Annotated in this window: 22 protein-coding genes; 13 read left to right on the top strand and 9 right to left on the bottom strand. The window is 65.8% G+C overall.

From position 1 onward, the window contains the following. A partial coding sequence (aceF, locus tag N5E02_RS09780; RefSeq protein ID WP_279946216.1) for a dihydrolipoyllysine-residue acetyltransferase occupies positions 1 to 1,335 on the top strand: 1,335 nt, incomplete at its 5' end. 106 nt (positions 1,336 to 1,441) lie between these two features. Then, positions 1,442 to 3,250, top strand: coding sequence for a dihydrolipoyl dehydrogenase (gene lpdA / locus N5E02_RS09775; protein WP_235649076.1), 1,809 nt, complete (start codon positions 1,442 to 1,444; stop codon positions 3,248 to 3,250). Positions 3,251 to 3,870: 620 nt separating this feature from the next. Here lpdA and N5E02_RS09770 read toward each other — a convergent pair. Then, complete coding sequence (locus N5E02_RS09770) at positions 3,871 to 4,689, bottom strand: hypothetical protein (RefSeq protein WP_005419516.1); 819 nt, start codon at positions 4,687 to 4,689, stop codon at positions 3,871 to 3,873. Positions 4,690 to 5,145: 456 nt separating this feature from the next. Here N5E02_RS09770 and N5E02_RS09765 point away from each other — a divergent pair, with 456 nt between their 5' ends. The 9 genes from N5E02_RS09765 (at position 5,146) to N5E02_RS09725 (ending at position 12,362) form a co-directional block, all read left to right on the top strand. Next, complete coding sequence (locus N5E02_RS09765) at positions 5,146 to 5,511, top strand: hypothetical protein (protein WP_014648497.1); 366 nt, start codon at positions 5,146 to 5,148, stop codon at positions 5,509 to 5,511. A gap of 31 nt (positions 5,512 to 5,542) precedes the next feature. Then, a complete protein-coding gene (atpB, locus tag N5E02_RS09760) occupies positions 5,543 to 6,343 on the top strand; it encodes a F0F1 ATP synthase subunit A (RefSeq protein ID WP_005411134.1) in 801 nt (266 codons plus the stop codon). 73 nt (positions 6,344 to 6,416) lie between these two features. Next, on the top strand, positions 6,417 to 6,722 hold the full coding sequence (atpE, locus tag N5E02_RS09755) for a F0F1 ATP synthase subunit C (RefSeq protein ID WP_005411133.1): 306 nt from the start codon (positions 6,417 to 6,419) through the stop codon (positions 6,720 to 6,722). Between the two features lie 106 nt (positions 6,723 to 6,828). Further along, positions 6,829 to 7,299, top strand: coding sequence for a F0F1 ATP synthase subunit B (locus N5E02_RS09750; protein WP_005419512.1), 471 nt, complete (start codon positions 6,829 to 6,831; stop codon positions 7,297 to 7,299). A 2-nt stretch (positions 7,300 to 7,301) separates the two neighbouring features. Further along, positions 7,302 to 7,829, top strand: coding sequence for a F0F1 ATP synthase subunit delta (locus N5E02_RS09745; protein WP_005411131.1), 528 nt, complete (start codon positions 7,302 to 7,304; stop codon positions 7,827 to 7,829). Positions 7,830 to 7,873: 44 nt separating this feature from the next. Beyond that, positions 7,874 to 9,421: a F0F1 ATP synthase subunit alpha gene (gene atpA, locus N5E02_RS09740; protein WP_005419511.1), complete on the top strand. Its 1,548-nt coding sequence runs from the start codon at positions 7,874 to 7,876 to the stop codon at positions 9,419 to 9,421. Positions 9,422 to 9,518: 97 nt separating this feature from the next. Further along, entirely contained in the window at positions 9,519 to 10,382 is an 864-nt protein-coding gene (gene atpG, locus N5E02_RS09735) for a F0F1 ATP synthase subunit gamma (protein WP_005411129.1), read from the top strand. A 37-nt stretch (positions 10,383 to 10,419) separates the two neighbouring features. Beyond that, positions 10,420 to 11,826: a F0F1 ATP synthase subunit beta gene (gene atpD, locus N5E02_RS09730; protein WP_005419510.1), complete on the top strand. Its 1,407-nt coding sequence runs from the start codon at positions 10,420 to 10,422 to the stop codon at positions 11,824 to 11,826. A gap of 113 nt (positions 11,827 to 11,939) precedes the next feature. Then, positions 11,940 to 12,362 carry a F0F1 ATP synthase subunit epsilon gene (locus N5E02_RS09725; RefSeq protein ID WP_005419509.1) on the top strand — a complete coding sequence of 141 codons (423 nt, stop codon included), beginning with the start codon at positions 11,940 to 11,942 and terminating at the stop codon, positions 12,360 to 12,362. Positions 12,363 to 12,583: 221 nt separating this feature from the next. On the opposite strand, the gene N5E02_RS09720 is transcribed toward N5E02_RS09725, so the two are convergent. Next, complete coding sequence (locus N5E02_RS09720) at positions 12,584 to 12,967, bottom strand: GtrA family protein (RefSeq protein ID WP_005419508.1); 384 nt, start codon at positions 12,965 to 12,967, stop codon at positions 12,584 to 12,586. Positions 12,968 to 13,050: 83 nt separating this feature from the next. On the opposite strand from N5E02_RS09720, the gene glmU reads away from it, so the two are divergent. Then, on the top strand, positions 13,051 to 14,418 hold the full coding sequence (gene glmU / locus N5E02_RS09715) for a bifunctional UDP-N-acetylglucosamine diphosphorylase/glucosamine-1-phosphate N-acetyltransferase GlmU (protein WP_065186211.1): 1,368 nt from the start codon (positions 13,051 to 13,053) through the stop codon (positions 14,416 to 14,418). Further along, positions 14,387 to 14,920 carry a GNAT family N-acetyltransferase gene (locus N5E02_RS09710; RefSeq protein WP_235649078.1) on the top strand — a complete coding sequence of 178 codons (534 nt, stop codon included), beginning with the start codon at positions 14,387 to 14,389 and terminating at the stop codon, positions 14,918 to 14,920. Before glmU ends, N5E02_RS09710 begins: the two co-directional genes overlap by 32 nt. A gap of 56 nt (positions 14,921 to 14,976) precedes the next feature. On the opposite strand, the gene N5E02_RS09705 is transcribed toward N5E02_RS09710, so the two are convergent. From N5E02_RS09705 to N5E02_RS09675, 7 genes are all read right to left on the bottom strand, one after another. Continuing rightward, positions 14,977 to 16,329, bottom strand: coding sequence for a HAMP domain-containing sensor histidine kinase (locus N5E02_RS09705; RefSeq protein WP_005419497.1), 1,353 nt, complete (start codon positions 16,327 to 16,329; stop codon positions 14,977 to 14,979). Then, complete coding sequence (locus N5E02_RS09700; RefSeq protein WP_279946215.1) at positions 16,326 to 17,672, bottom strand: sigma-54 dependent transcriptional regulator; 1,347 nt, start codon at positions 17,670 to 17,672, stop codon at positions 16,326 to 16,328. The genes N5E02_RS09705 and N5E02_RS09700 overlap by 4 nt, the downstream gene beginning before the upstream one ends. A gap of 123 nt (positions 17,673 to 17,795) precedes the next feature. Next, positions 17,796 to 18,182, bottom strand: a complete 387-nt coding sequence (locus N5E02_RS09695; RefSeq protein WP_279946214.1) for a PDZ domain-containing protein — start codon at positions 18,180 to 18,182, stop codon at positions 17,796 to 17,798. A 1-nt stretch (position 18,183) separates the two neighbouring features. Further along, positions 18,184 to 19,401, bottom strand: a complete 1,218-nt coding sequence (locus tag N5E02_RS09690) for an FtsX-like permease family protein (RefSeq protein WP_279946213.1) — start codon at positions 19,399 to 19,401, stop codon at positions 18,184 to 18,186. Positions 19,402 to 19,421: 20 nt separating this feature from the next. Next, positions 19,422 to 20,720: an ABC transporter permease gene (locus N5E02_RS09685; RefSeq protein WP_005419489.1), complete on the bottom strand. Its 1,299-nt coding sequence runs from the start codon at positions 20,718 to 20,720 to the stop codon at positions 19,422 to 19,424. A gap of 10 nt (positions 20,721 to 20,730) precedes the next feature. Next, positions 20,731 to 21,453: an ABC transporter ATP-binding protein gene (locus N5E02_RS09680; RefSeq protein WP_005419487.1), complete on the bottom strand. Its 723-nt coding sequence runs from the start codon at positions 21,451 to 21,453 to the stop codon at positions 20,731 to 20,733. A gap of 28 nt (positions 21,454 to 21,481) precedes the next feature. Beyond that, positions 21,482 to 22,759 carry an efflux RND transporter periplasmic adaptor subunit gene (locus tag N5E02_RS09675; RefSeq protein ID WP_005419485.1) on the bottom strand — a complete coding sequence of 426 codons (1,278 nt, stop codon included), beginning with the start codon at positions 22,757 to 22,759 and terminating at the stop codon, positions 21,482 to 21,484. Between the last annotated feature and the right edge of the window lie 27 nt (positions 22,760 to 22,786).

Raw genomic sequence — 22,786 nt, 5'->3', positions numbered from 1 at the left:
GAAGCGCTGGTGCCGGACATCGGCGACTACGCCGGCATCCCGGTCATCGAAGTGCTGGTCGCCGTTGGCGACACGGTCAAGAAGGACCAGGGCCTGGTCACGCTGGAAAGCGACAAGGCCACGATGGAGGTGCCGTCGTCAGTGGCCGGTGTGGTCAAGGAGATCAAGGTCAAGGTGGGCGACAACCTGTCGCAGGGCGACGTGGTTGCCATCATTGATGCCGAAGGCGCTGCCGCGCCGGCACCGACCAAGGCGGCTGCCGCTGCTCCGGCTGCCGCCGAGACCGCCACCAAGGTCGAGCCGGTCGCTGTGCCGGCACAGCCGGACAAGCTGGCGGCGCGCGAGATCGCTTTGGCCGGCACCCCGTCCAGCCCGCCGGTGCAGTTCAACGCCGATGGCGTGCTGCCGGCCAAGGTGCCGTACGCCACCCCGGCGGTGCGCGTGTTCGCCCGCGAGCTGGGCGTGGACCTGCTGCAGATCAACGGCACCGAGAAGGGGGGCCGCATCACCAAGGCTGACGTGCAGAAGTTCGTCAAGGCCGCACTCAGTGGTGGTGTGCCAGCAGCTGCCGGTGGCGCCGTCGCCGCCGGTGGTGGCCTGAACCTGCTGCCGTGGCCGAAGGTCGACTTCAGCAAGTTCGGCGAGACCGAAGTCCAGCCGCTGTCGCGCATCAAGAAGATCTCCGGCGCGAACCTGGCCCGCAACTGGGCGATGATCCCGCACGTCACCCAGTTCGAACAGGCCGACATCACCGACCTGGAAGGCCTGCGCGTGGCGCTGAACAAGGAAAACGAGAAGGCCGGCATCAAGCTGACCATGCTTGCCTTCCTGATCAAGGCCAGCGCCGCGGCGCTGAAGAAGTTCCCGGAATTCAACGCCTCGCTCGACGCCAGCGGTGAGAACCTGACCCTGAAGAAGTACTTCCACATCGGCTTTGCCGCCGATACGCCGAACGGCCTGGTCGTGCCGGTCATCCGCGACGTGGACAAGAAGGGCGTGGTGCAGATCGCGCAGGAAACCGGCGAGCTGGCCAAGAAGGCGCGCGACGGCAAGCTGGGCCCGGCCGACATGAGCGGCGGCTGCTTCTCGATCAGCTCGCTGGGCGGCATTGGCGGCACCGCGTTCACTCCGATCGTCAATGCACCGGAAGTGGCCATCCTGGGCGTGTCCAAGTCCTCCATCCAGCCGGTCTGGAATGGCAAGGAGTTCGCGCCGAAGTTGATGCTGCCGCTGTCGCTGAGCTACGACCACCGCGTCATCGACGGCGCTCTGGCCGCACGCTTCACCACGTACCTGTCGCAGGTGCTGGCCGACATGCGCCGCGTGCTGCTGTAAGGCATCGCTTCGCCCCCACCGTGCGGCCGCTGCCCCTGGCGCGGCCGCGTGAACAGATGCAGTGACAGCCCGCCGGCCATGCCGGCCGGGCACAAGGAAAACCACCATGGCCACGATTGAAGTCAAGGTTCCCGACATCGGCGATTACAGCGATGTGCCGGTGATCGAAGTGTTGGTCGCCGTCGGCGACACGGTGAAGAAGGACCAGGGCCTGGTGACCCTGGAGTCGGACAAGGCCACCCTGGAAGTGCCGTCCTCGGCGGCCGGCGTGGTCAAGGAGATCAAGGTCAAGCTGGGCGATACCCTGTCCGAAGGCGCCGTGGTCGTGGTGCTGGACGCTGAAGGCGCCGCCGATGCCCCCGCCAAGGCCGCTGCGCCGGCTCCGGCTGCGGCCGCTCCGGCCAGCAAGCCGCCGGTGACCCCCTCGCACCGCGCCCCGGCCGAGCCGGTGGCACCGAAGCCGGCGCTGTCCAGTGGCAAGCCGGCCGACATCGAATGCGAAATGGTCGTGCTGGGCTCCGGCCCGGGCGGCTACACCGCCGCCTTCCGCGCCGCCGACGTCGGCCTGGATACGGTGCTGGTCGAGCGCTACGCCAGCCTCGGCGGCGTCTGCCTCAACGTCGGTTGCATTCCGTCCAAGGCGCTGCTGCACGCTGCCGCGGTGATCGACGAAGTGGCCCACGCCGGCGATTTCGGCGTCGAGTTCGGCAAGCCGACCATCACCCTGGACAAGCTGCGCCAGTACAAGGAAAAGGTCGTCAACCAGCTGACCAAGGGCCTGGCCGGCATGGCCAAGCAGCGCAAGGTCCGCAACGTGCAGGGCGTCGGCAGGTTCATCTCGGCCAACGAACTGGAGATCACCGCCGCAGACGGCAGCACCCAGCTGCTGCGCTTCCAGAAGTGCATCATTGCCGCTGGTTCGCAGGCGGTGAAGCTGCCGAACTTCCCGTGGGGCGACAAGCGCGTGATGGATTCCACCGACGCGCTGGAGCTGGCCGAAGTGCCGGGCTCGCTGCTGGTCGTCGGCGGCGGCATCATCGGCCTGGAAATGGCCACTGTGTACAGCGCACTGGGCAGCAAGGTCACCGTGGTCGAGTTCATGGACCAGCTGATGCCGGGCGCCGACAAGGACCTGGTCAAGCCGCTGGCCGACCGCCTGAAGAAGCAGGGCATCGAAGTGCACCTGAAGACCAAGGCCTCGGGCGTCACCGCCGATGCCAAGGGCATCACTGTGACCTTCGAGGCGGCCGAGGAAGGCCAGGCGCCGGCGCTGGCGCAGGGCACTTTCGACCGTGTGCTGGTGGCCGTCGGGCGTTCGCCGAACGGCAAGAAGATCGATGCCGAGAAGGCCGGTGTGCAGGTCACCGAGCGTGGCTTCATCCCGGTTGATCGCCAGATGCGCACCAACGTGCCGCACATCTTTGCCATCGGCGACATCGTCGGCAACCCGATGCTGGCGCACAAGGCTACGCACGAAGGCAAGCTGGCTGCTGAAGTGGCTGCTGGCCACAAGAAGGAATGGGTCGCCCGTGTGATTCCGTCGGTGGCCTACACCAACCCGGAAATCGCCTGGGTGGGCGTGACCGAGACCGAAGCCAAGGCCAAGGGCCTGAAGGTCGGCGTGGCCAAGTTCCCGTGGGCCGCCAGCGGCCGCGCGATCGGCATCGGTCGCACCGAGGGCTTCACCAAGCTGATCTTCGATGAGGAGACCCACCGCATCATCGGCGGCGCGATCGTTGGCGTGCATGCCGGTGACCTGCTGGCCGAGATCGGCCTGGCCATCGAGATGGGTGCCGAAGCCGAAGACATCGGCCACACCATCCATGCGCACCCGACACTGAGCGAATCGGTGGCAATGGCCTCGGAAATCTACGACGGCACGATCACCGATCTGTACATGCCGAAGAAGAAGTAAGGCGCCCGCGCCGTTCCGAACGAAAAGCCCCGGCATCTACCGGGGTTTTTTTGTTGAGCTTCGATCACTCTCATTGCGAGCGTTCGAGCCGCTGCGTGGGCCGCCTGGATGCCTGACACGCGGAGGGAGCGGGGGCTGGGTGCGAAGTAAAGGAGGAGGTGACGGCCGCAGGCCGGCGCCGGGGGACATTCGCAGACAGCCCCCGCTCCCTCCAGCGCTCGACCACGCCTGCGTCTACGGTAACTGCCACCGCGAAGGTCTGGGCCGCTGCGCAGGTGGCAGGCGTCTGGACAAATGTCCCCCGTCGTCCGCCTGCGGTGGTCGCCTCCTCCTTTACTTTGTCCAGACGCCGGCCACCCACGCAGCGGCTCGGCTTGCGGACAGTCCAGAGCCACTGCCTGGGCCGCGCGGATGCCTGATGCGCGGGGGGAGAGGGGCTTGTGTGCGAAGTAAAGGAGGAGGTGACGGCCGCAGGCCGGCGCCGGGGGACATTCGCACGCAAGCCCCTCTCCCCCCGCGCTCGGCCAACCTGCTTCTCTGCTCGACGATGCCACAAAAAACGCGGCCCCGATGTTCCGGAGGCCGCGCCAGGAGAGAGAGAGCCGTGGAAGGGGCGGGTGTCAGAACACGAAGCTGACGCCGGCCACCGGGCCCTTGAATTCCTGCTTCAGGCCGATGGTGCCGTCGCTGCCCTTCTTGTCCGCATCGAGCTTGAACCAGTCGTAGCCGGCGAACACACCGAAGTTCCTGGTGAAGCGGTAATCGACGATGGCGTTGGCGCGGCTCAGATCGCCCTTGTAGTCATCGAAGCTGCCCCAGCGCGTGTTGAGGTACTGGCCCTGCAGGGTGATCATCCACTTCTCGGACGGGGTGAAGCTCAATCGCGCACCGACCACTGGCGCCACGCCGTCGGTCTTCTCGTTGAGGAACTGGCCTTCGTACACGGTGCCGAGGTCGGCGTAGGCCTTGGTGCTGACCTTGGCGTACTCGGCACCCAGCTGCAGGCCGAGGTCGAACGTATCGGTGTCCACCACCGAGTAGTCATAGACCAGGCTGGCCACCTGGTACTTCAGTTCGCCCTTGACGAAGCTGCCGGACGGCACGTTGACGTCACCGAAGGAGATGTCCTGGCCGAGGGTCTCGCGGCGGTCCTTGTCGTACTTGAAATAGTTGAACAGCAGGCGCTGGCGGTTGCTGATGCGGAACATGCCGTCAATGCGCGGCTCCCACTCCTTGCCACCCAGCTTGAAGTCCTCGGAGAAACCGATGTCCTGCCCGGCGACATTGGTCTTGCCGCGGAGCGTGTTGTCCGAGTCGATGTTCATCGCACCCAGGCGCAGGGCAAAGCGGTCGTCGCCTTCGGCGGCGTGGGCAGCGGTGGCGAACGAGGCGCCGGCGGCGATCAGGGAGAGAGCGAGCAGGGTGGGTACGGGGCGCATCGAAGAGTCCTTGCAGTGGTTCATCAGAATGAAGACCACTGTGCCGGACAGGCCCGTCCACCATCCGTGAACGTATGGTCCACGGCATGTGCACGGTTCAGTGCTGTCGCGACGATGCAAAAAGATGGCCCCGGAGACGGGCTTCGGGGCCATCGTGGGACCTGCGGGGTGGAGCCGACGAGGATGCTGCAGGCAGGTCGAAAGATCGGACCCGCGCATCCGGCGAAAGTTCCTCGCCTGCGACCAAAGTTCAATACTGCGGTGCAGCATCATGCGGACGTCATTGTCCCCCGGGTGGTACGCAAAAATGTAACCGTTACCGCAACTTGCGGCTTCCCGGGATGAACAGGCAGCGGTTGTCTCGCAAATTGTCCCATTGCTATAATTTGGCGGCTCGATGAGGCCCCCCTGCTGTAGCCGCCTCAGCCTTCCACTTGCAACCACGCGGGACGTCCTGTGCTGAACTCCGTTGATGCGGGTCGGCGACTGATGCTGCGCGCCGCGGTCTACCCGCTGGCCGCGGTCGCTGTCCTGGCCCTGGCCTTCCTGCTGGTCGGTCCGAAATATGCCCTCGGCGCGCTGGCGTCCGGTGTGGCCATTTCGGCCGGTGGCTGGGTGGCGGCAAGGATGGCGCTGGGGGGTGGTGCGGTGGCCGCAGGATCGGCGATGGCTCGCCTGATCATTGCGATCGTGGCCAAGTGGGTCGTGGTTTTCGGCGTCCTGCTGGTGGGGTTCCTGGTCTTCAAGCTGCCTGCATTGGCGCTGTTGGCCGGTATCGCCGTCGGCTTGATGTTCCAGGTCCTGGCGATGGCCAGGCGTTGACAGAATTCAATTAACTGAAGGTTCCGGACACATGGCGGGCGAGGCTCTAACCCCTACCAGCTACATCCAGCATCACCTGCACAACCTGACCGCGCCGGTCGGCAAGGGTGAGGGTATGTTCTGGCATATCCACGTCGATACCTTCCTCACCGCGGTCCTGATGGGCCTGGTGATCGTTGTCGCGTTCTGGCTGGGCACCCGCAAGGCCACCGCCGGCGTGCCGGGCAAGTGGCAGGCCTTCGTCGAGATCTGCCTGGAGTTCGTCGACCGCCAGGCCAAGGACACCTACCACGGCAAGAGCAAGCTGGTCACGCCGATCGCCATCACCATCTTCTTCTGGATTCTGCTGATGAATCTGCTGAAGATGATCCCGGCCGATTTCATTGCCAAGCCGCTGGAATGGGCGGGCGTGCACTACTGGAAGCCGGTCCCGACCGCTGACGTCAATGCCACACTGGGCATGGCCATCAGCGTGTTCTTCCTGATGCTGTTCTTCGCACTGAAGTCGAAGGGCCTGGGCGGCTTCATCAAGGAATTCCTGACGGCGCCGTTCGGCAAGTGGATGATGCCGTTCAACCTGATCCTCAACATCGTCGAGTGGCTGAGCAAGCCGATCTCGCTGGCGATGCGACTGTTCGGCAACATGTTCGGCGGCGAAATCGTGTTCCTGCTGATCTGGGTGCTGGGTGGTGCCGGTTTCTTCGGTGCCATTGCCGGTGGTGTGTTCGGCCTCGGCTGGATGCTGTTCCACCTGCTGGTGATCCCGCTGCAGGCCTTCATCTTCATGATGCTGTCGATCGTGTACCTGAGCCTGTCGGAAGACGCTCACTGAGTTTCAAGCTTCAACGCGTTTCAACCTTCATCCGTTTCATCACCCTTAGCAACTTAAGTTCCTGGAGATAACCATGTACTTCGCCGTCCTGACCAACTTCGCGCAGATTCAGAGCTCCACCGCCCTTGCCGTCGGCATCATGATCGGCCTGGCCGCGCTGGGCGCCGGTCTGGGTCTGGCCATCATGGCTGGTAAGTTCCTGGAGTCGGCCGCCCGCCAGCCGGAACTGATCCCGGTCCTGCAGGTCCGCATGTTCATCACCGCCGGCCTGATCGACGCCGCGTTCATCATCTCGGTCGCCGTTGGCCTGCTGCTGGCCTTCGCCAACCCGCTGTCGGCTGCCTTCGCTGGCGCCGTCACCAAGGCTCTGGCCGGCTGATACAGCGGTTTGAGACGACCGGGTGCTGATGCACCCGGTTTCGGATGAAGGCCGGATGTGCCGCTTCGGCGGCGCGTCCACCCCGAAACCAGCGATCGAGCTAACCATGAATATCAATTTCACCCTTCTTGCGCAGGCGCTGGCCTTCGCTGGTCTGATCTGGATCATCGCGACCAAGATCTGGCCGCCGCTGATGAACGCGATCGAAGAGCGCCAGCAGAAGATTGCTGAAGGCCTCGCTGCTGCCGACCGCAGCCAGAAAGATCTGGCCCAGGCGCAGGAGAAGGTCAACGAAGCGCTGAAGGAAGCCCGCACCAAGGCCAACGAGATCATCGATCAGGCCCATGCGCGTGCCAACCAGATCGTTGATGCTGCCCGCAACGAAGCGATCACCGAAGCCACCCGTCAGAAGGAACTGGCCCAGGCTGAAATCGACGCCGCCGCCAACCGTGCCCGTGAAGATCTGCGCAAGCAGGTGTCCGCGCTGGCCGTGACCGGTGCCGAAAAGCTGCTCAAGCGCGAAATCGACGCCAACGCCCACAAGGCGCTGCTCGACGAGCTGGCCTCGGAGATCTAAGGATGAGCCAGGCCCTCACGCTTGCCCGCCCGTACGCCCGCGCCGCGTTCGCGACCGCGCGCGACGAAGGCGCGTTCGCGCCGTGGTCGGACGCCCTGGCGTTCTCCGCCCACGTCGCCGCCGACCCGCGCGTGGCGGCCCTGCTCGCCAACCCGGAGCTGGGTCGTGACGACGCCGTCGCCCTGCTGGCGCCGGTGTCCCACGGCGAGACCTACTCGCGCTTCCTGGCCATCCTGGCCGAATCGCATCGTCTGCCGCTGCTGCCGGAAATCTCCGGCATGTTCGACGCCCTGCGCGCCGAAGCCGAGCACGTGGTCAAGGCCACCGTCACCTCGGCTGCCGAGCTGTCGGCCGGCGAGCTGGACGCGATCAAGGTCGCGCTGCGCAAGCGCTTCAACCGCGAGGTCGACGTGACCACTGCGGTCGATGCTTCGCTGATCGGCGGCGCCGTGATCGACGCCGGCGACGTGGTCATCGATGGTTCGCTGAAGGGCAAGCTGGCCCGTCTGCAGACCGCGCTCGCTAACTGAATTCATTTAACGTCCGGCCCCGCTGCCGGCACTAGGACTTGACGATGGCAACCACGCTCAACCCCTCCGAAATCAGCGAACTGATCAAGAACCGCATCGAGAAGGTCAAGCTGGCCGCGGAATCGCGCAACGAAGGCACCGTGACCAGCGTGTCCGACGGCATCGTGCGCATCTTCGGTCTGGCCGACGTGATGCAGGGCGAAATGATCGAACTGCCGAACAACACCTTCGCCCTGGCCCTGAACCTGGAGCGCGACTCGGTCGGCGCCGTGGTCCTGGGTGACTACGAGCACCTGCGCGAAGGCGACGTCGCCAAGACCACCGGCCGCATCCTGGAAGTGCCGGTCGGTCCGGAACTGCTGGGCCGCGTCGTGAACGCGCTGGGCGAGCCGATCGACGGCAAGGGCCCGCTGGGCACCGACCTGACCGCTCCGGTGGAGCGCGTTGCTCCGGGCGTGATCTGGCGCAAGTCGGTCGACCAGCCGGTGCAGACCGGTTACAAGTCGGTCGACTCGATGATCCCGATCGGCCGTGGCCAGCGCGAGCTGATCATCGGTGACCGCCAGACCGGCAAGACCGCCATGGCGATCGATGCGGTGATCAACCAGAAGGGCACCGGCATCAAGTGCGTGTACGTTGCGATCGGCCAGAAGGCGTCGACCATCGCCAACATCGTGCGCAAGCTGGAAGAGAACGGCGCGCTGGCCCACACCATCGTGGTGGCCGCGACCGCTTCCGAATCGGCTGCCATGCAGTACATCAGCGCCTACTCGGGCTGCACCATGGGTGAGTACTTCATGGACCGCGGCGAAGACGCGCTGATCGTGTACGACGATCTGTCCAAGCAGGCCGTCGCCTACCGCCAGATCTCCCTGCTGCTGAAGCGTCCGCCGGGCCGCGAAGCCTACCCGGGTGACGTGTTCTACCTGCACTCGCGCCTGCTGGAACGCGCTGCCCGCGTGTCCGAGGAATACGTCGAGAAGTTCACCGAAGGCAAGGTCACCGGCAAGACCGGCTCGCTGACCGCGCTGCCGATCATCGAAACCCAGGCCGGCGACGTGTCCGCCTTCGTTCCGACCAACGTGATCTCGATCACCGACGGCCAGATCTTCCTGGAAACCGATCTGTTCAACGCCGGCATCCGCCCGGCCGTGAACGCCGGTATCTCGGTGTCGCGCGTCGGTGGCTCGGCCCAGACCAAGATCATCAAGAAGCTGTCGGGCGGCATCCGTATCTCGCTGGCCCAGTACCGTGAACTGGCTGCCTTCGCGCAGTTCGCCTCGGACCTGGACGAAGCGACCCGCAAGCAGCTGGAGCGTGGCCAGCGCGTCACCGAGCTGATGAAGCAGAAGCAGTACGCGCCGATGTCGATCGCCAACCAGGCGCTGTCGATCTACGCCGTCAACGAGGGTTACCTCGACGACGTGCCGGTCAACAAGCTGCTGGCGTTCGAAGAAGGCCTGCACGCCCACTTCGCCAATACCCAGGGCGAGCTGATCAGCAAGGTCAACGCTACCGGCGGTTGGGACAACGACATCGAAGGTGCCTTCAAGAAGGGCATCGCCGAGTTCAAGACCACCGGCAGCTGGTAATCGCGGTCCTGTAGAGCGGAGCCACCGGCTCCGCTGGACCAGATGACAAACGGTTGAACAACGCGGGGCATCAGCCCCGCGCCACGGGAAACAAGAGATGGCAAGCGGACGCGAAATCAAAACCAAGATCAAGAGCGTGCAGAACACCCGCAAGGTGACGCGCGCCCTGGAAATGGTCTCGGCCTCCAAGATCCGCAAGGCGCAGGATCGGATGAAGACCTCGCGTCCGTACGCGCAGGCGATGAAGCAGGTGATCGGTCACCTGGCCCAGGCCAGCACCGACTACCAGCATCCGTTCCTGGTCGAGCGTGAGCAGGTAAAGCGGGTCGGTTTCATCGTGATCTCCTCCGATCGCGGTCTGGCCGGCGGCCTGAACAACAACCTGTTCCGCAAGATGCTGGGCGAAGCCAAGGCATGGCAGGACAAGGGTGCCGAAGTGGACCTGGTGACCATCGGCCAGAAGGCATCGACCTTCTTCCGCCGCGTGAAGGTCAACATGGTCGGCAGCGTGACCCACATCGGCGACGTGCCGAAGCTGGAATCGCTGATCGGTGTGATCAAGGTCATGCTCGACGCCTTCACCGAAGGCAAGATCGACCGCGTGTACCTGGTCTACAACCGCTTCGTGAACACCATGGTGCAGAAGGCCAGCTTCGATCAGCTGCTGCCGCTGCCGCCGGCCGAGAAGCAGGTCGCTCACCACGACTGGGACTACCTGTACGAACCCGATGCCGCGACCGTGCTGGAGCACGTGATGACGCGTTACATCGAGTCGCTGGTGTACCAGGCACTGCTGGAAAACGTCGCCTCCGAGCATGCCGCACGCATGGTTGCGATGAAGGCGGCGAGCGACAACGCCAACAAGCTGATCGGCACTCTGCAGCTCGTCTACAACAAGGCGCGCCAGGCAGCGATCACCCAGGAAATCTCCGAAATCGTCGGCGGCGCGGCAGCAGTCTGACCGCGTTCGTTCAAAGCACACATTAGAGGATGCAGCAATGAGTCAGGGCAAGATCGTTCAGATCATCGGCGCGGTCGTCGACGTCGAATTCCCGCGTGAATCGGTGCCGAAGGTGTACGACGCACTGAAGGTCGAAAACACCGAGATCACCCTCGAAGTCCAGCAGCAGCTGGGCGACGGCGTGGTGCGTACCATCGCCCTCGGTTCCACCGACGGCCTGAAGCGCAACCTGGTTGCCGTCAACACCGGCCGCGGCATTTCGGTGCCGGTCGGCGCCGGCACCCTGGGCCGCATCATGGACGTGCTGGGCCGTCCGATCGACGAAGCCGGCCCGGTCGCTGCCAGCGACAACTGGGAAATCCACCGCGCTGCGCCGTCGTATGAAGACCAGTCCCCGGCCACCGAGCTGCTGGAAACCGGCATCAAGGTCATCGACCTGATGTGCCCGTTCGCCAAGGGCGGCAAGGTCGGCCTGTTCGGCGGCGCCGGCGTCGGCAAGACCGTCAACATGATGGAACTGATCAACAACATCGCCAAGGCGCACAGCGGCCTGTCCGTGTTCGCCGGCGTGGGTGAGCGTACCCGTGAGGGCAACGACTTCTACCACGAAATGAAGGACTCCAACGTCCTGGACAAGGTGGCGATGGTGTACGGCCAGATGAACGAGCCGCCGGGCAACCGCCTGCGCGTCGCGCTGACCGGCCTGACCATGGCCGAGTACTTCCGCGACGAGAAGGACGAAAACGGCAAGGGCAAGGACGTCCTGTTGTTCGTCGACAACATCTACCGCTACACCCTGGCCGGTACCGAAGTGTCGGCACTGCTGGGCCGTATGCCGTCCGCGGTGGGTTACCAGCCGACCCTGGCCGAGGAAATGGGCGTCCTGCAGGAGCGCATCACCTCGACCAAGAACGGCTCGATCACCTCGATCCAGGCCGTCTACGTTCCCGCGGACGACCTGACCGACCCGTCGCCGGCGACCACCTTCGCCCACCTGGACTCGACCGTCACCCTGTCGCGTTCGATTGCCTCGCTGGGTATCTACCCGGCCGTCGATCCGCTGGACTCCACCAGCCGCCAGATGGATCCGCTGGTGATCGGCCACGAGCACTATGACACCGCCCAGCGCGTCCAGCAGACCCTGCAGAAGTACAAGGAACTGAAGGACATCATCGCGATCCTGGGCATGGACGAACTGTCCGAAGAGGACAAGCAGGCCGTGTCGCGCGCCCGTAAGATCGAGCGCTTCTTCAGCCAGCCGTTCCACGTGGCCGAAGTGTTCACCGGTTCGCCGGGCAAGTACGTGCCGCTGAAGGACACCATCCGTGGCTTCAAGGCCATCGTCGATGGCGAGTACGACCACCTGCCGGAGCAGGCGTTCTACATGGTCGGCGGCATCGAAGAAGCGGTCGAGAAGGCCAAGAAGATGGCCGAGAAGGCCTGATCCGGGACGGGCGGGAGCGATCCTGCCCGACCTGACGCCGGCGCCGGGCAACCGCCCGCGCCGGTGGACCCCCACGGTGGCATTGCGCCGCCGCGAACAGCGAAGAGATTTGCATGAGCACGATCCGTTGCGACATCGTCAGCGCCGAGCAGGAAATCTTCCGTGGCGAAGCGACCCTGGTCGTGGCCACCGGTGAGCTGGGTGAACTGGGCATCGCGCCCAAGCACGCGCCGCTGATCACCCGCCTGAAGCCGGGCAAGGTGGTGGTCACCACGCCGAACGGCGAGCAGCTGGATTTCGCCATCTCCGGCGGTATCCTGGAAGTGCAGCCGCAGGTGGTGACCGTGCTGGCCGACACCGCGATCCGCGCGCAGGACATCGACGAAGCCTCGGTCCGCAAGGCCAAGGAAGAAGCCGAACGCATCCTGGCCAACCGCGGCGAAGCGATGGAAGTGGCCGAAGCCCAGCAGAAGCTGGCTGAAGCCGTCGTCCAGCTGCAGGCACTGGAACGCCTGCGCAAGAATCTCAAGCACTGAGGTTCGCGCTGCATCCACGAGAACGCCGGCCCTGTGCCGGCGTTTTTGTTTGGGGCGGGGCAGGGCCGATTGGGTAGAGCCGACGGGGTAGAGTCGACTGTCAGTCGACTACCGCGCGCAGCTCGGGATTTTCGCGACCTCACGGAAGAGCAGTCGACTGACAGTCGACTCTACCGTTCCGGTTCCCGCCCCCAATCCGGCATCCCGATTCCCGCCTCGTCTCAGCGATACACCACGTAGCGCATCAACAGGAACGACACGCATGCCAGCCCGCCTTCCACCAGCGGCTTGGCCAGCCACGTGAATTGCAGGCCCAGCGCCTGGTCGACCAGGCTGACCAGCAGCGTGCTCGTCGCCGTCAGCAGCAGCCACAGCCCGAAGAAACGTGCAAAGCGCTTCCATCCCAGCTTGCGGGTGCCGGCCTCGGCAAAGGTGTAGCGGCCGTTGAGCCAGAAGCCCAGCAGCATGCCGGCCAGGCGACCGGCGATGTTGGCCGGCGCGACCGGCATGCCCAGCGCGGTGGCGACCACGAACACCAGCCAATCGACCAGCAGCTGCACGAGCCCGATCACGAGGTAGGTGCTTCCCTGGCGGAGCAGGCTCATCGGCGTGGTGAAGGAGGAGGGATGCCCATGTTAACGGCCCACGCTCTAGAATCACCGGCAACGAACTACGGACTGCTGCTCCCATGACCCAAGCCCTGCACGTCATCATCCTCGCCGCCGGCGCCGGCAAGCGCATGAAGTCGGTGCTGCCGAAGGTGCTGCAGCCGATCGCCGGCCAGCCGATGCTGGCGCACGTGATCGATACGGCCCGCGAGCTGCAGCCGGCGGCCATCCACGTGGTTTACGGCCATGGTGGCGAGGCGGTGCGTCAGTACTTCGCCGGCCAGCCCGACCTGCAGTGGGCCGAACAGGTCCAGCAGCTCGGTACCGGCCACGCAGTGGCGCAGGCAATGCCGCAGGTTCCCGATGCCGCGCAGGTGCTGGTGCTGTACGGCGATGTGCCGCTGATCCGCGCGCAGACCCTGCGCGACCTGCTGGCGCAGCCGGGCCGGCTGGCAGTGCTGGTGGCCGATGTCGATGACCCGACCGGGTACGGCCGGGTGCTGCGCGATGCAGAGGGCAAGGTGGGCTCCATCGTCGAGCAGAAGGACGCCACCGACGACCAGCTGCGCGTGCGCACGATCAACACCGGCATCATCGCCGCAGAGTCGACCGCGCTGCGCCGCTGGTTGTCGCAGCTGTCCAACAGCAATGCGCAGGGCGAGTACTACCTTACCGATGTGTTCGCGTTCGCCGCGCATGAGTACACCCCGGCCGAGATGGCCCTGGTCGCCGATGCACAGGAGGCCGAGGGGGCGAATGATCCATGGCAGCTGTCGCAGCTGGAGCGCGCCTGGCAGCGCCGTGCGGTGCGTGCACTGTGCGCTCAGGGCGCGCGCGTGCGTGACCCGGCACGACTGGATATCCGTGGCACCGTCACCGTGGGCAGCGATGTACTGATCGATGTCGACGTTGTTCTTGAAGGCAACGTCGTGCTCGGTGACGGCGTTACCGTAGGCCCGTTCAACCGGCTGAAGGACGTCAACCTGGGGCCCGGCACCGAAGTGCGCGCGCATTGCGACCTGGAAGGCGTGGTGACCGAAGGTGCCGCGCAGATCGGCCCGTTCGCACGCTTGCGGCCGGGTACCGTGCTGGCCGATGGCGTACACGTCGGCAACTTCGTCGAAACCAAGAAGGTCACCCTCGGCGTCGGCAGCAAGGCCAACCATCTCACCTACCTGGGTGACGCGGTGATCGGCAGCAGGGTGAACATCGGTGCCGGCACCATCACCTGCAACTACGATGGCGTGAACAAGTCGACCACCACCATCGGCGACAACGCCTTCATCGGCTCCAACAGCTCGCTGGTGGCACCGATCACCATCGGCGAGGGCGCGACCATCGCTGCCGGGTCGGTCATCACCCGCACCGCGCCGGACGGCAAGCTGACGCTGGCACGTGCACGACAGGAAACCATCGATGGCTGGAAGCGCCCGGTCAAGAAGTCCTGAGCCACGGGTGCCGCGCACCGATGAGCTGGGTGCGCTGCCGGCGATCGAACAGCGTGCCGGTGAACTGCTGAGGGGCCACGAGGCCTATCCGGTGTTTGCCGGCCACGGTCTGGACCTGCCGACGCTGCAGGAAGGCCGTGAGCGTGGACAGCTCTGGGTGGTGGATGGCGCCGGCGGCGGCATTGCCGGCTACCTGCTGGCCGGCGACCTGGCAGGCGAGTTCCATGTCCTGCAGATGGATGTGGATCCAGCGCACGCGCGTCGTGGCCATGGCCGTGCATTGCTGCGGCATGCCTTGGCGCAGGCAAAGGCCACCGGCTTTGCTGCAGCGGTGCTGACCACCTTGAGCGATGTACCGTGGAATGCAGCCTTCTATGCCAGCGAAGGATTCGTAGAAGTGCCGGAGGCGAAGTGGAACGATGGCCTGCGCGCCGTCATGGCCGAAGAGGCTGCGCTCGGGTTTCCGATGCACCTGCGGGTGGCGATGCGGCGGGTCTGGTAGGTTCCGACCCTGGTCGGCACATCCACGCATGGCGTGGATCTACCCGATTGGCCCGCTCACCCCACCGGCAACAGGATCGACACGCACAGCCCGCCATCACCGCGGTTCTGCAGCGACACCCGCCCACCGTGCGCCTCCACGATCTCGCGGGTCAGTGCCAGTCCCAACCCGGTACCGTTGCGCTTGGTCGAATAGAACGGCATCAGCGCGTTCTGCAGCACCTGCTCGTTCATGCCCTTGCCACGGTCCAGCACATCCAGGCGCAGCCATTGCGGCAACCGCGTCAGCTGCACCTGCACGTCATCATTGGGCGGATCGGCTTCGGCACAGGCTTCATGCGCGTTCTTCAGCAGGTTCAACAGCGCCTGCCCGAACTGCGCGATGTCGATCCGGCTGCTCAGTTCCTCGTCCGGTTCACGTTCCATGCTGAACGGAATCTGCTGGCGCAGGCTGGACAGGAAGGGCGCCCAGTGCACGGTCTGCAGTTGCGGTTGCGGCAGCTTGGCGAAGCGCGCATAGCCACGGATGAAGCCTTCCAGGTGGCGCGCGCGGTCTTCGATGGTGGTGAAGATCTCCGGCAGCCGATCGAAGCGCTCGCGCTGTACCAGCACGCCGCCGGAATGGGCCAGCGAGGCGATCGGCGCCAGCGAGTTGTTGAGCTCGTGGCTGATCACCCGGATCACCTTCTTCCACGTCTGCACTTCCTGGCGGCGCAGTTCGGCGGTGAGCAGGCGTACCAGCAGCAGGTCGTGCGGGCGGCCGTTGAGCTGGAAAGATCGGCGTGAGAGGTGATAGACCTGTTCGTCGTCCTCATCGCCGTCTTCGCCTTCCGCATGCACCGCGAACAGGCTGTCGCCGCCACGGGCGATGGCATCGCGCAGCTCCACCGGCACCTGTTCCAGCACCTCTTCCAGGCGCTGGCCTTCCAGCTTCCAGCCGCCATGCAGCAGCTTGCGCGCGGCCAGGTTGGAGAACACCACGCGGGCGATGCCATCGCCGCCGGAAGCAATCAGCAGCATCGCCACCGGGGTGTTCTGTACCATGGTGTCCAGCAGCAGTTCGCGCTGCACCAGGCCTTGCCGCTGCTCGCGCAGCACGTCGCCCAGTTCGCGGTGCGCCTGCACCAGGTCACCCAGTTCGTCGTTGCCTGGCCAGTACACACCGAAGTTGTACTCACCGTCGCGGTAGCTGCTGGTGGTGCCGGCCAAGGCGCGCATCAATGAACGTACCGGCGCGGTTGCACGGCGCAGGGTCCACCACATCAGCGACAGCAGGATCAGCGCCGACACCGTGGTCACCACCCAGCCATGGTCCATCCAGTAGGCCAGCAGCCACGGCAACGCGGCGGCCAGCGCCAGCACCGGCAGCAGGCGCAGGAACAGGCGGAAGGTGAACGAGCGCCGTTTCATTCGCGTGGGATGCCGTGCCGGTCCATGCGCCGGTACAGTGCCTGGCGGCTCAGGCCGAGTTCGGCGGCGGCCTGGGCGATGACGCCGTGGTTGCGCGCCAGCACATCCTCGATGCGCGCACGGTCAGGATCATTGCCGGCACTGGCTGCCGGTCGCGGTGCAGGTGCGGCACGCGGCAGGTTCAGGTCGGCCACTTCGATGCGGTTGCCGGTCGCCAGCAACTCGGCCCGCTGGATCACGTTGCGCAGTTCGCGCACGTTGCCGGGCCAGGGGTACCGTTGCAAGGCCGCGGTGGCGGCGCTGGAAAGTGGCTTGCCGGCGGTCAGGAAGCGCTCGGCCAGGGGCACGATGTCGCCCGGGCGCTCGGCCAATGGTGGCAGTACCAATTCCACCGTATTGAGGCGGTAGTACAGGTCTTCGCGGAAGGTGCCGTCGCGGATCATCGCCGGCAGGTCGGCATTGGTCGCGCTGACCACACGGACTTTGACCTGGCGCTCGCGATTGGAGCCAAGACGCTCGAAGCGCCCTGTTTCCAGCACACGCAGGAGCTTCATCTGGCCGCCCAGCGACAGGTTGCCGATCTCATCCAGGAACAGCGTGCCGCCGTCGGCGGCTTCGAACTTGCCCTCGCGTGCCTTGTTGGCGCCGGTATATGCGCCGGCTTCGGCACCGAACAGTTCGGCCTCGATCAGTTCCGAGGGCAGGGCGCCGCAGTTGACCGTGATGAACGGGCCCTTGGCCACCAGCGAGTTGGCCTGGATGATCTGCGCGATCTTCTCCTTGCCGGCACCATTGGGACCGGTGATCAGCACCGGCAGGTCGGAGCGCGCGACCTGGCAGGCCAGGGCAATGACGCGCTCGCTGGCCGGATCGGCGAAGACCGCACCACACAGCTCGTACTTTTCTTCCAGCGCATTGCGCTGGCGCAGCTCACGGCTGCGGCGGCGGTCCAGCTCGCGCCGCGCCTCGGACAGCTCGAGCAGGTTGTTGACCGTGGTCAGCAGCTTGCGGTCGTCCCAGGGCTTGGCCAGGTAGTCGGCGGCACCGGCCTTGACCAGGTCCACCGCACTGCTCAGGTGGGTCCAGGCGGTGAGCAGGATCACCGGCAGGTCCGGGTGGCGCGCGCGGATCTGTGCGAACAGGTCTTCGCCTTCTTCGCCGGAGGTGGTGTCCTCGCTGAAATTCATGTCCTGGATCACCAGGTCGACCGGCTGCGACTCGAGCAGGGCCAGCCCTTCGGCCGGGCTCTGCGCCTGCAGGGTGTCGATGTCATGCAGGGAGAACAGCACGTCCAGCGCGGTGCCCACGCTGGCGTTGTCGTCGATGATCAGGATCGAAGGCATCAAGCAGTTCTGCAGAAAGGGATGGGCGGCGCCGATGGAGCCGTGTTCGTATCCATACGCCGGGAGAGCCCGGCGCCACCCATCAAGCATAGCCAAAGCCGTGGCGACGAGGGCGGGCTGGTTTCAGCGCCGCGCTGGTGGAGGCAGTGGTGCCGGCGGTGGCGGAGCGACCAGCGCCAGCCGCCACGAGGCGGCGTCCACCGGGACGGTGAGCTCGCGTTTGTCGCGGCGCAGCAACAGGTACGCAGTCGGGGCAGTGGAATGCCGCAGCGCATCGGCAAGATGCTCGATCCGCCGCACAGCCGTATCGTCCAGGCGCAGGATGCGGTCGCCGCTGCGCACGCCGAAGCGGGCTTCCGGACGCGCGGCGTCCACCCGTACCTGGCCCTCGGTCGAGCGCAGCGCCAGGCGGGCATCATCCTGGCGCCATTCCAGCGTCTGCGAGCTGCCACCGTCGGCCAGCGCCGGCAGTGGCAGCAGTGCCATCAACAGCACCCGGCAGGCACGCATCTCACGCGCCCCGCGTGGCAACTGCGGGCGGGACCGCCGCCGCGCGCCGGGCCGGTCCGAACACCGCGACCTGGCCCAGCACCCACAGCAGCAGCGCGCCCAGCGGCAGGTAGTACAGGGGCATGCGTGGCAGCTCGTACAGGTTCATCAGTGCCAGATTGATCGCGTAGGCCGCCAGCATGCCCAGCACGATCCCCAGCGAGGCCAGCAGGAAGTTCTCGGTCTGGAAGTAGCGCAGGATCTGCCCGCGGGTGGCACCGAGCGCGCGGCGGATGCCGATCTGCTTGCTGCGCTGCTGCACCCAGAAGCTGGCCAGGCCGATGATGCCCAATGCGGTGACCACCAGCAGCGAGATGCTGACGGTGATCAGCAGGCCAACCATCGCGCGGTCGTTCTTGAAGAAGTCCTTGCGCTGGTCTTCATAGGTCAGCTTGTCGCGCATCAGCCGGTTGGGGTCATTGCGCTCCAGTACAGCAGCCCCCGCATCAAGCACCTCCTGGCGGCGTTCCGGCGAAGTGCGCAGCACATAGGTGCCACCCTCGTCGAAGGTGCGCCGCATGGGCAGCAGCATGGAGTTCGTCCAGTTGTCATTCCAGCCGTTGGGCGTGCTCAGCGTGTCGACGATGCCGACCACATGCAGCGGCTGCTTGCCCATGTAGTAGGTCTTGCCCAGCGCGCTGCCGTTGGGTTCCATCTTGGCGGCGGTGGCCTGGGTGAGGATGACCGGGATGGCGTTTTCCTTGGCGCCCCCCTTGCTGGCGTCTTCGAAGTTCTGGTACTCGCCGGGCAGGAAATCGCGGCCGGCGATCAGGTTGATGCCCATCGTGGCCAGCCCGTTCTCGGACAGGGTGTACATCGAGGCGTTGGTGGTCGGCCGTTCCTGGTCGATCTCCCGCGAGATGCTGCTGCTGGACGAGCCGTTGCGGAAAGGCACCTGGTTGATGATGGTGACGTTGCTGACGCCGGGAAGCGCACGCAATGACGCCAGGTCCTCACGGGTGCGGGCCATGGCATCGGTCTGCTTGCCGATGCCGCTGACGCGGAGCATCACCAGTTCGTTCTCGGCGATGCCGCTGGGCATGCTGATCTTCTCCACGCGCTGGCTGACCAGGAACAGCGCGTTGCAGACGATGGCGCAGGTTAGTGCGACTTCCAGCACGATCAGGGCAGCGGCAGTCTTGTGCCGGCGCAGCGTGCTGAGGATGGGGCGGATGTCCATGGGAGTCCTCGTTCGGGTGCTTACTGCGACTTGAGCTGGATGGCCGGAGTGACCTGCATGGCGCGCCAGGCAGGCAGGAAACCGGCGGCAAGGCTGGCGAACAGGGTCAAGCCCAGCGCAAGCAGCAGCATGTTGCCGTCCAGGTGGGCCAGCTTTGCGTACTCCACCGGTTGCTGGCGCACCGCGAACAGGCCCAGCAGGGCCAGGCCGATGCCCAGCACGCCCCCGACCACGCCGACCGCGCCGGCTTCCACCAGGCACTGCAGGAAGATCTGGCCACGGCTGGCACCGAGTGCGCGGCGCACGCCGATCTCACCACTGCGGCGCAGGAACTTGGCCAGCAGCAGGCCCACCGTGTTGACCAGGCAGACCCCCAGGAAACCCAGTGCCAGCCACAGCTGCAGGCGCACATCGCTGGGCACCGCGCCGTTGAAGTCCAGCCATTCCATCACGGTGCGCAGGCGCACGTTCGGCGGGTGCTTGAAGCGGCCGGCCTGGCGCTGCTGGCTCGAATAGTTCTCCAGGTAGCGGCGGTAGTCGGCGGCCTTGGCCGGGTCCATCTCCACCCAGTACTGCAGCCACGCGCACGGCGCATTGAGCGAGTAGCTGTTGCCGTCGGGATTTTCGCCGAAGCAGTTCATGTTGCCGTTGCTGCCCAGTTTCAGGTCGAAGGACGTGGAAATCGGCAGCAGCAGGTCCTCGTTCTTGCCGTAGCTGCCGGTGGTCAGGTCGTAGAAGTGCGGCTCCGGGCTCCACTCCTTCATCACGCCGACGATGCGGTAGCTCTGGCCTTCCATGCGCAGGTCGCGGCCTACGCTGTTGGCGCCCTGGTAAAGCTTGTCGTTGAGCGCCTTGGAGATGACCACCACGCGTGCGCGGCCTTCGTCGTCCTCGCGCGTCCACGGGCGGCCGTACTGCATGGGCACCTCGAACATCGGGAAGAAATCGGCCGAGGTCCAGCGGGTGTCGATGCTGAAGGGCTTGAGGGTGCTGTTGTCCGGTTCGATGGTGCCGCCGCCGCCGCTCATCAGCGCCTGGCGCTCGCCCTTGGCTTCGCGCAGCAGGGCTTCACCGTCGAAGCGGGTCAACTGTGTTTCCGGCTCCTCGCCCGCGACATAGGCGCCGGTCGCGGCATCGAGCTGCACATAGAACAGCCGGTCACTCTTGCCGGGGATCGGGTCGCCGGACAGCACGTGGAATACGGTCAGGGTGGTCATCGAGGCACCGATGCCGAGGGCGATGGCTACCACCATCAGCGCAGTCAGGACCTTGTTGCGGCGGAAACTGCGTACCGCCAATCGGGCGTAGTAGGCGAACATGGGAATGCCCTCACTCGTTGACGGCGACGATGTGGCGCGGCGTGGCCAGCACCGGCTCGCGCACCAGGTCGGTGACCTGGCCGTCGACGATGTGCACGTTGCGCTGCGCACGCGCGGCCAGTTCCGGGTCGTGGGTGACCATTACGATGGTGGTGCCGGCGGCATTGATCTCCTCCAGCAGTTCCATCACGCCACGCGCCATCTGCGTATCCAGGTTGCCGGTCGGCTCGTCGGCCAGCAGCAGGCGCGGGCTGCCGGCCAGTGCACGCGCGATCGCCGCACGCTGCTGCTGACCGCCGGACAGCTCATTCGGGTAGTGCTTCATGCGCGAGCCCAGGCCGACCTGGGTCAGCGCCTTCTCGATGCGTTCGCGGCGTTCGTTGGCGCTCATCTTCCGATAGCGCAGCGGCACGTCGACGTTGTCGAACAGGTTGAGGTCGGGGATCAGGTTGAAGCCCTGGAAGATGAAGCCGATCTTCTGGTTGCGCAGGCGGCTGCGGGCGTCATCGCCCAGCGTGCTCACATCCTGCCCGTCCAGCATGTAGGTACCGCTGGTGAAGGTTTCCAGCAGGCCGGCGATGTTGAGGAAGGTGGTCTTGCCGGAACCGGACGGACCGGTGACGGCGACGAACTCGCCTTCCTTGACCTGCAGTTCCAGGGAGCGCAACGCGTGGGTTTCCACCTGTTCGGTGCGGAAGACCTTGGCGACCGAACGCATTTCGAGCATGTACATGGGGTGTCCTCTCTCCAGGATTCAGGTATCAGTTGACGGAGACGCGTTCGGCGTCCTTGAACAGGTCGCTGCCGGAGACCACGATGCGGTCGCCCGGCTGCACACCCGACTTGATTTCCACTTCGCCCAGGCTGCTGACGCCCAGTTCCACCGGGCGGCGCACGGCGGTGCGGCCATCCATCACGTAGGCCATGCCGTTGCCCTGTTCGACGAACGGGCCGCGCTCGACCTTCAGCACGTTCTTGCGGGTATCGAGCAGCACGCGCACCGACATCCGCTGGCTCTGGCGCAGGCCTTCCGGCTGCGCGCTGGCGAAACGCACGCGGGCATTGACCTCGCCGTTGACCACCTCCGGCGACACCGCGCTGATCTCGCCCGGGAACGGCTGGCCGTTGCCGCCGGTCAGCTGGGCCGGCATGCCGATCGCCAGGTCGCGGGCGAAGCTCTCCGGCACCTTGATCTCGACCTCGAACTTGGACAGGTCGACCACGCCCAGCACCGGCGCGTTGGCGGCCAGGTTGGTGGACTGCACCGCCTGGACCTGGCCGACCTGGCCATCGAACGGGGCGCGCAGGGTCAGTGCATCGACCTGGCGTTGCACTTCGGCCACCACGGCCTTCTGGCGGTCGGCCAGCAGGCGCTTGTTGCGGGCATCCAGGTCGGCGCCCTGGCTCTGCAGGCGCGCGTCGGTGGTGGCGTTGGCCAGGGTGATGTCGGCCTTCTTCAGCGAGTCCTTCGCCTTGGCCAGGTCGATCTGCGGCACCGCACCGCCGTCGTAGCCGCGCTGGTAGCGCTGCAGGTCGCGGTCGGCGGCCTGGCGTTCGATGGTGGCCTGGTCGGTTTCCTTGCGTGACTTGGCACGGGCCAGGGTCGCGTCCAGCGCGGCGCGGCTGGCCTCGGCTTCCAGGCCGGCCAGCGTTGCCTGTTCCTGGGCCAGCTTGCTGCGCAGTTCCGGGCTGTCGATGATCGCCAGCTCCTGGCCCTTCTTGACCACGTCACCGGCGACGACCTTCAGGTCCACGGTACCGGCCGAGATCGCGTACAGGATCGGGCTGTTGGCGGCGATCACGCGGCCGTCGGCAGCGATGTCACGGACCAGGTCGCCCCGCTTCACCTCGGCGATGCGCACGCGGCTGCTGTCGAAGGAGCGGCTGGCATTGGACCAGGCATGGACCGCCCAGCCGATGCCGGCGAGCAGCGCAATGGCGCCCAGCGCCGGCCAGCGGTAGCGGTGCCAGCTGGCGCGGGTGGTGCCGGCCGGGGCGGAGGAAACGATCTGGTCCTGTGCGGAAGTGTCGCGGATCATCGGGTGCGTGCCTGACGGTGGTAGCCA

The organism is Stenotrophomonas sp. GD03777, assembly GCF_029842485.1.
GTDB lineage: Bacteria > Pseudomonadota > Gammaproteobacteria > Xanthomonadales > Xanthomonadaceae > Stenotrophomonas > Stenotrophomonas sepilia.
This window is presented reverse-complemented; position numbering and strand designations above follow the sequence as displayed.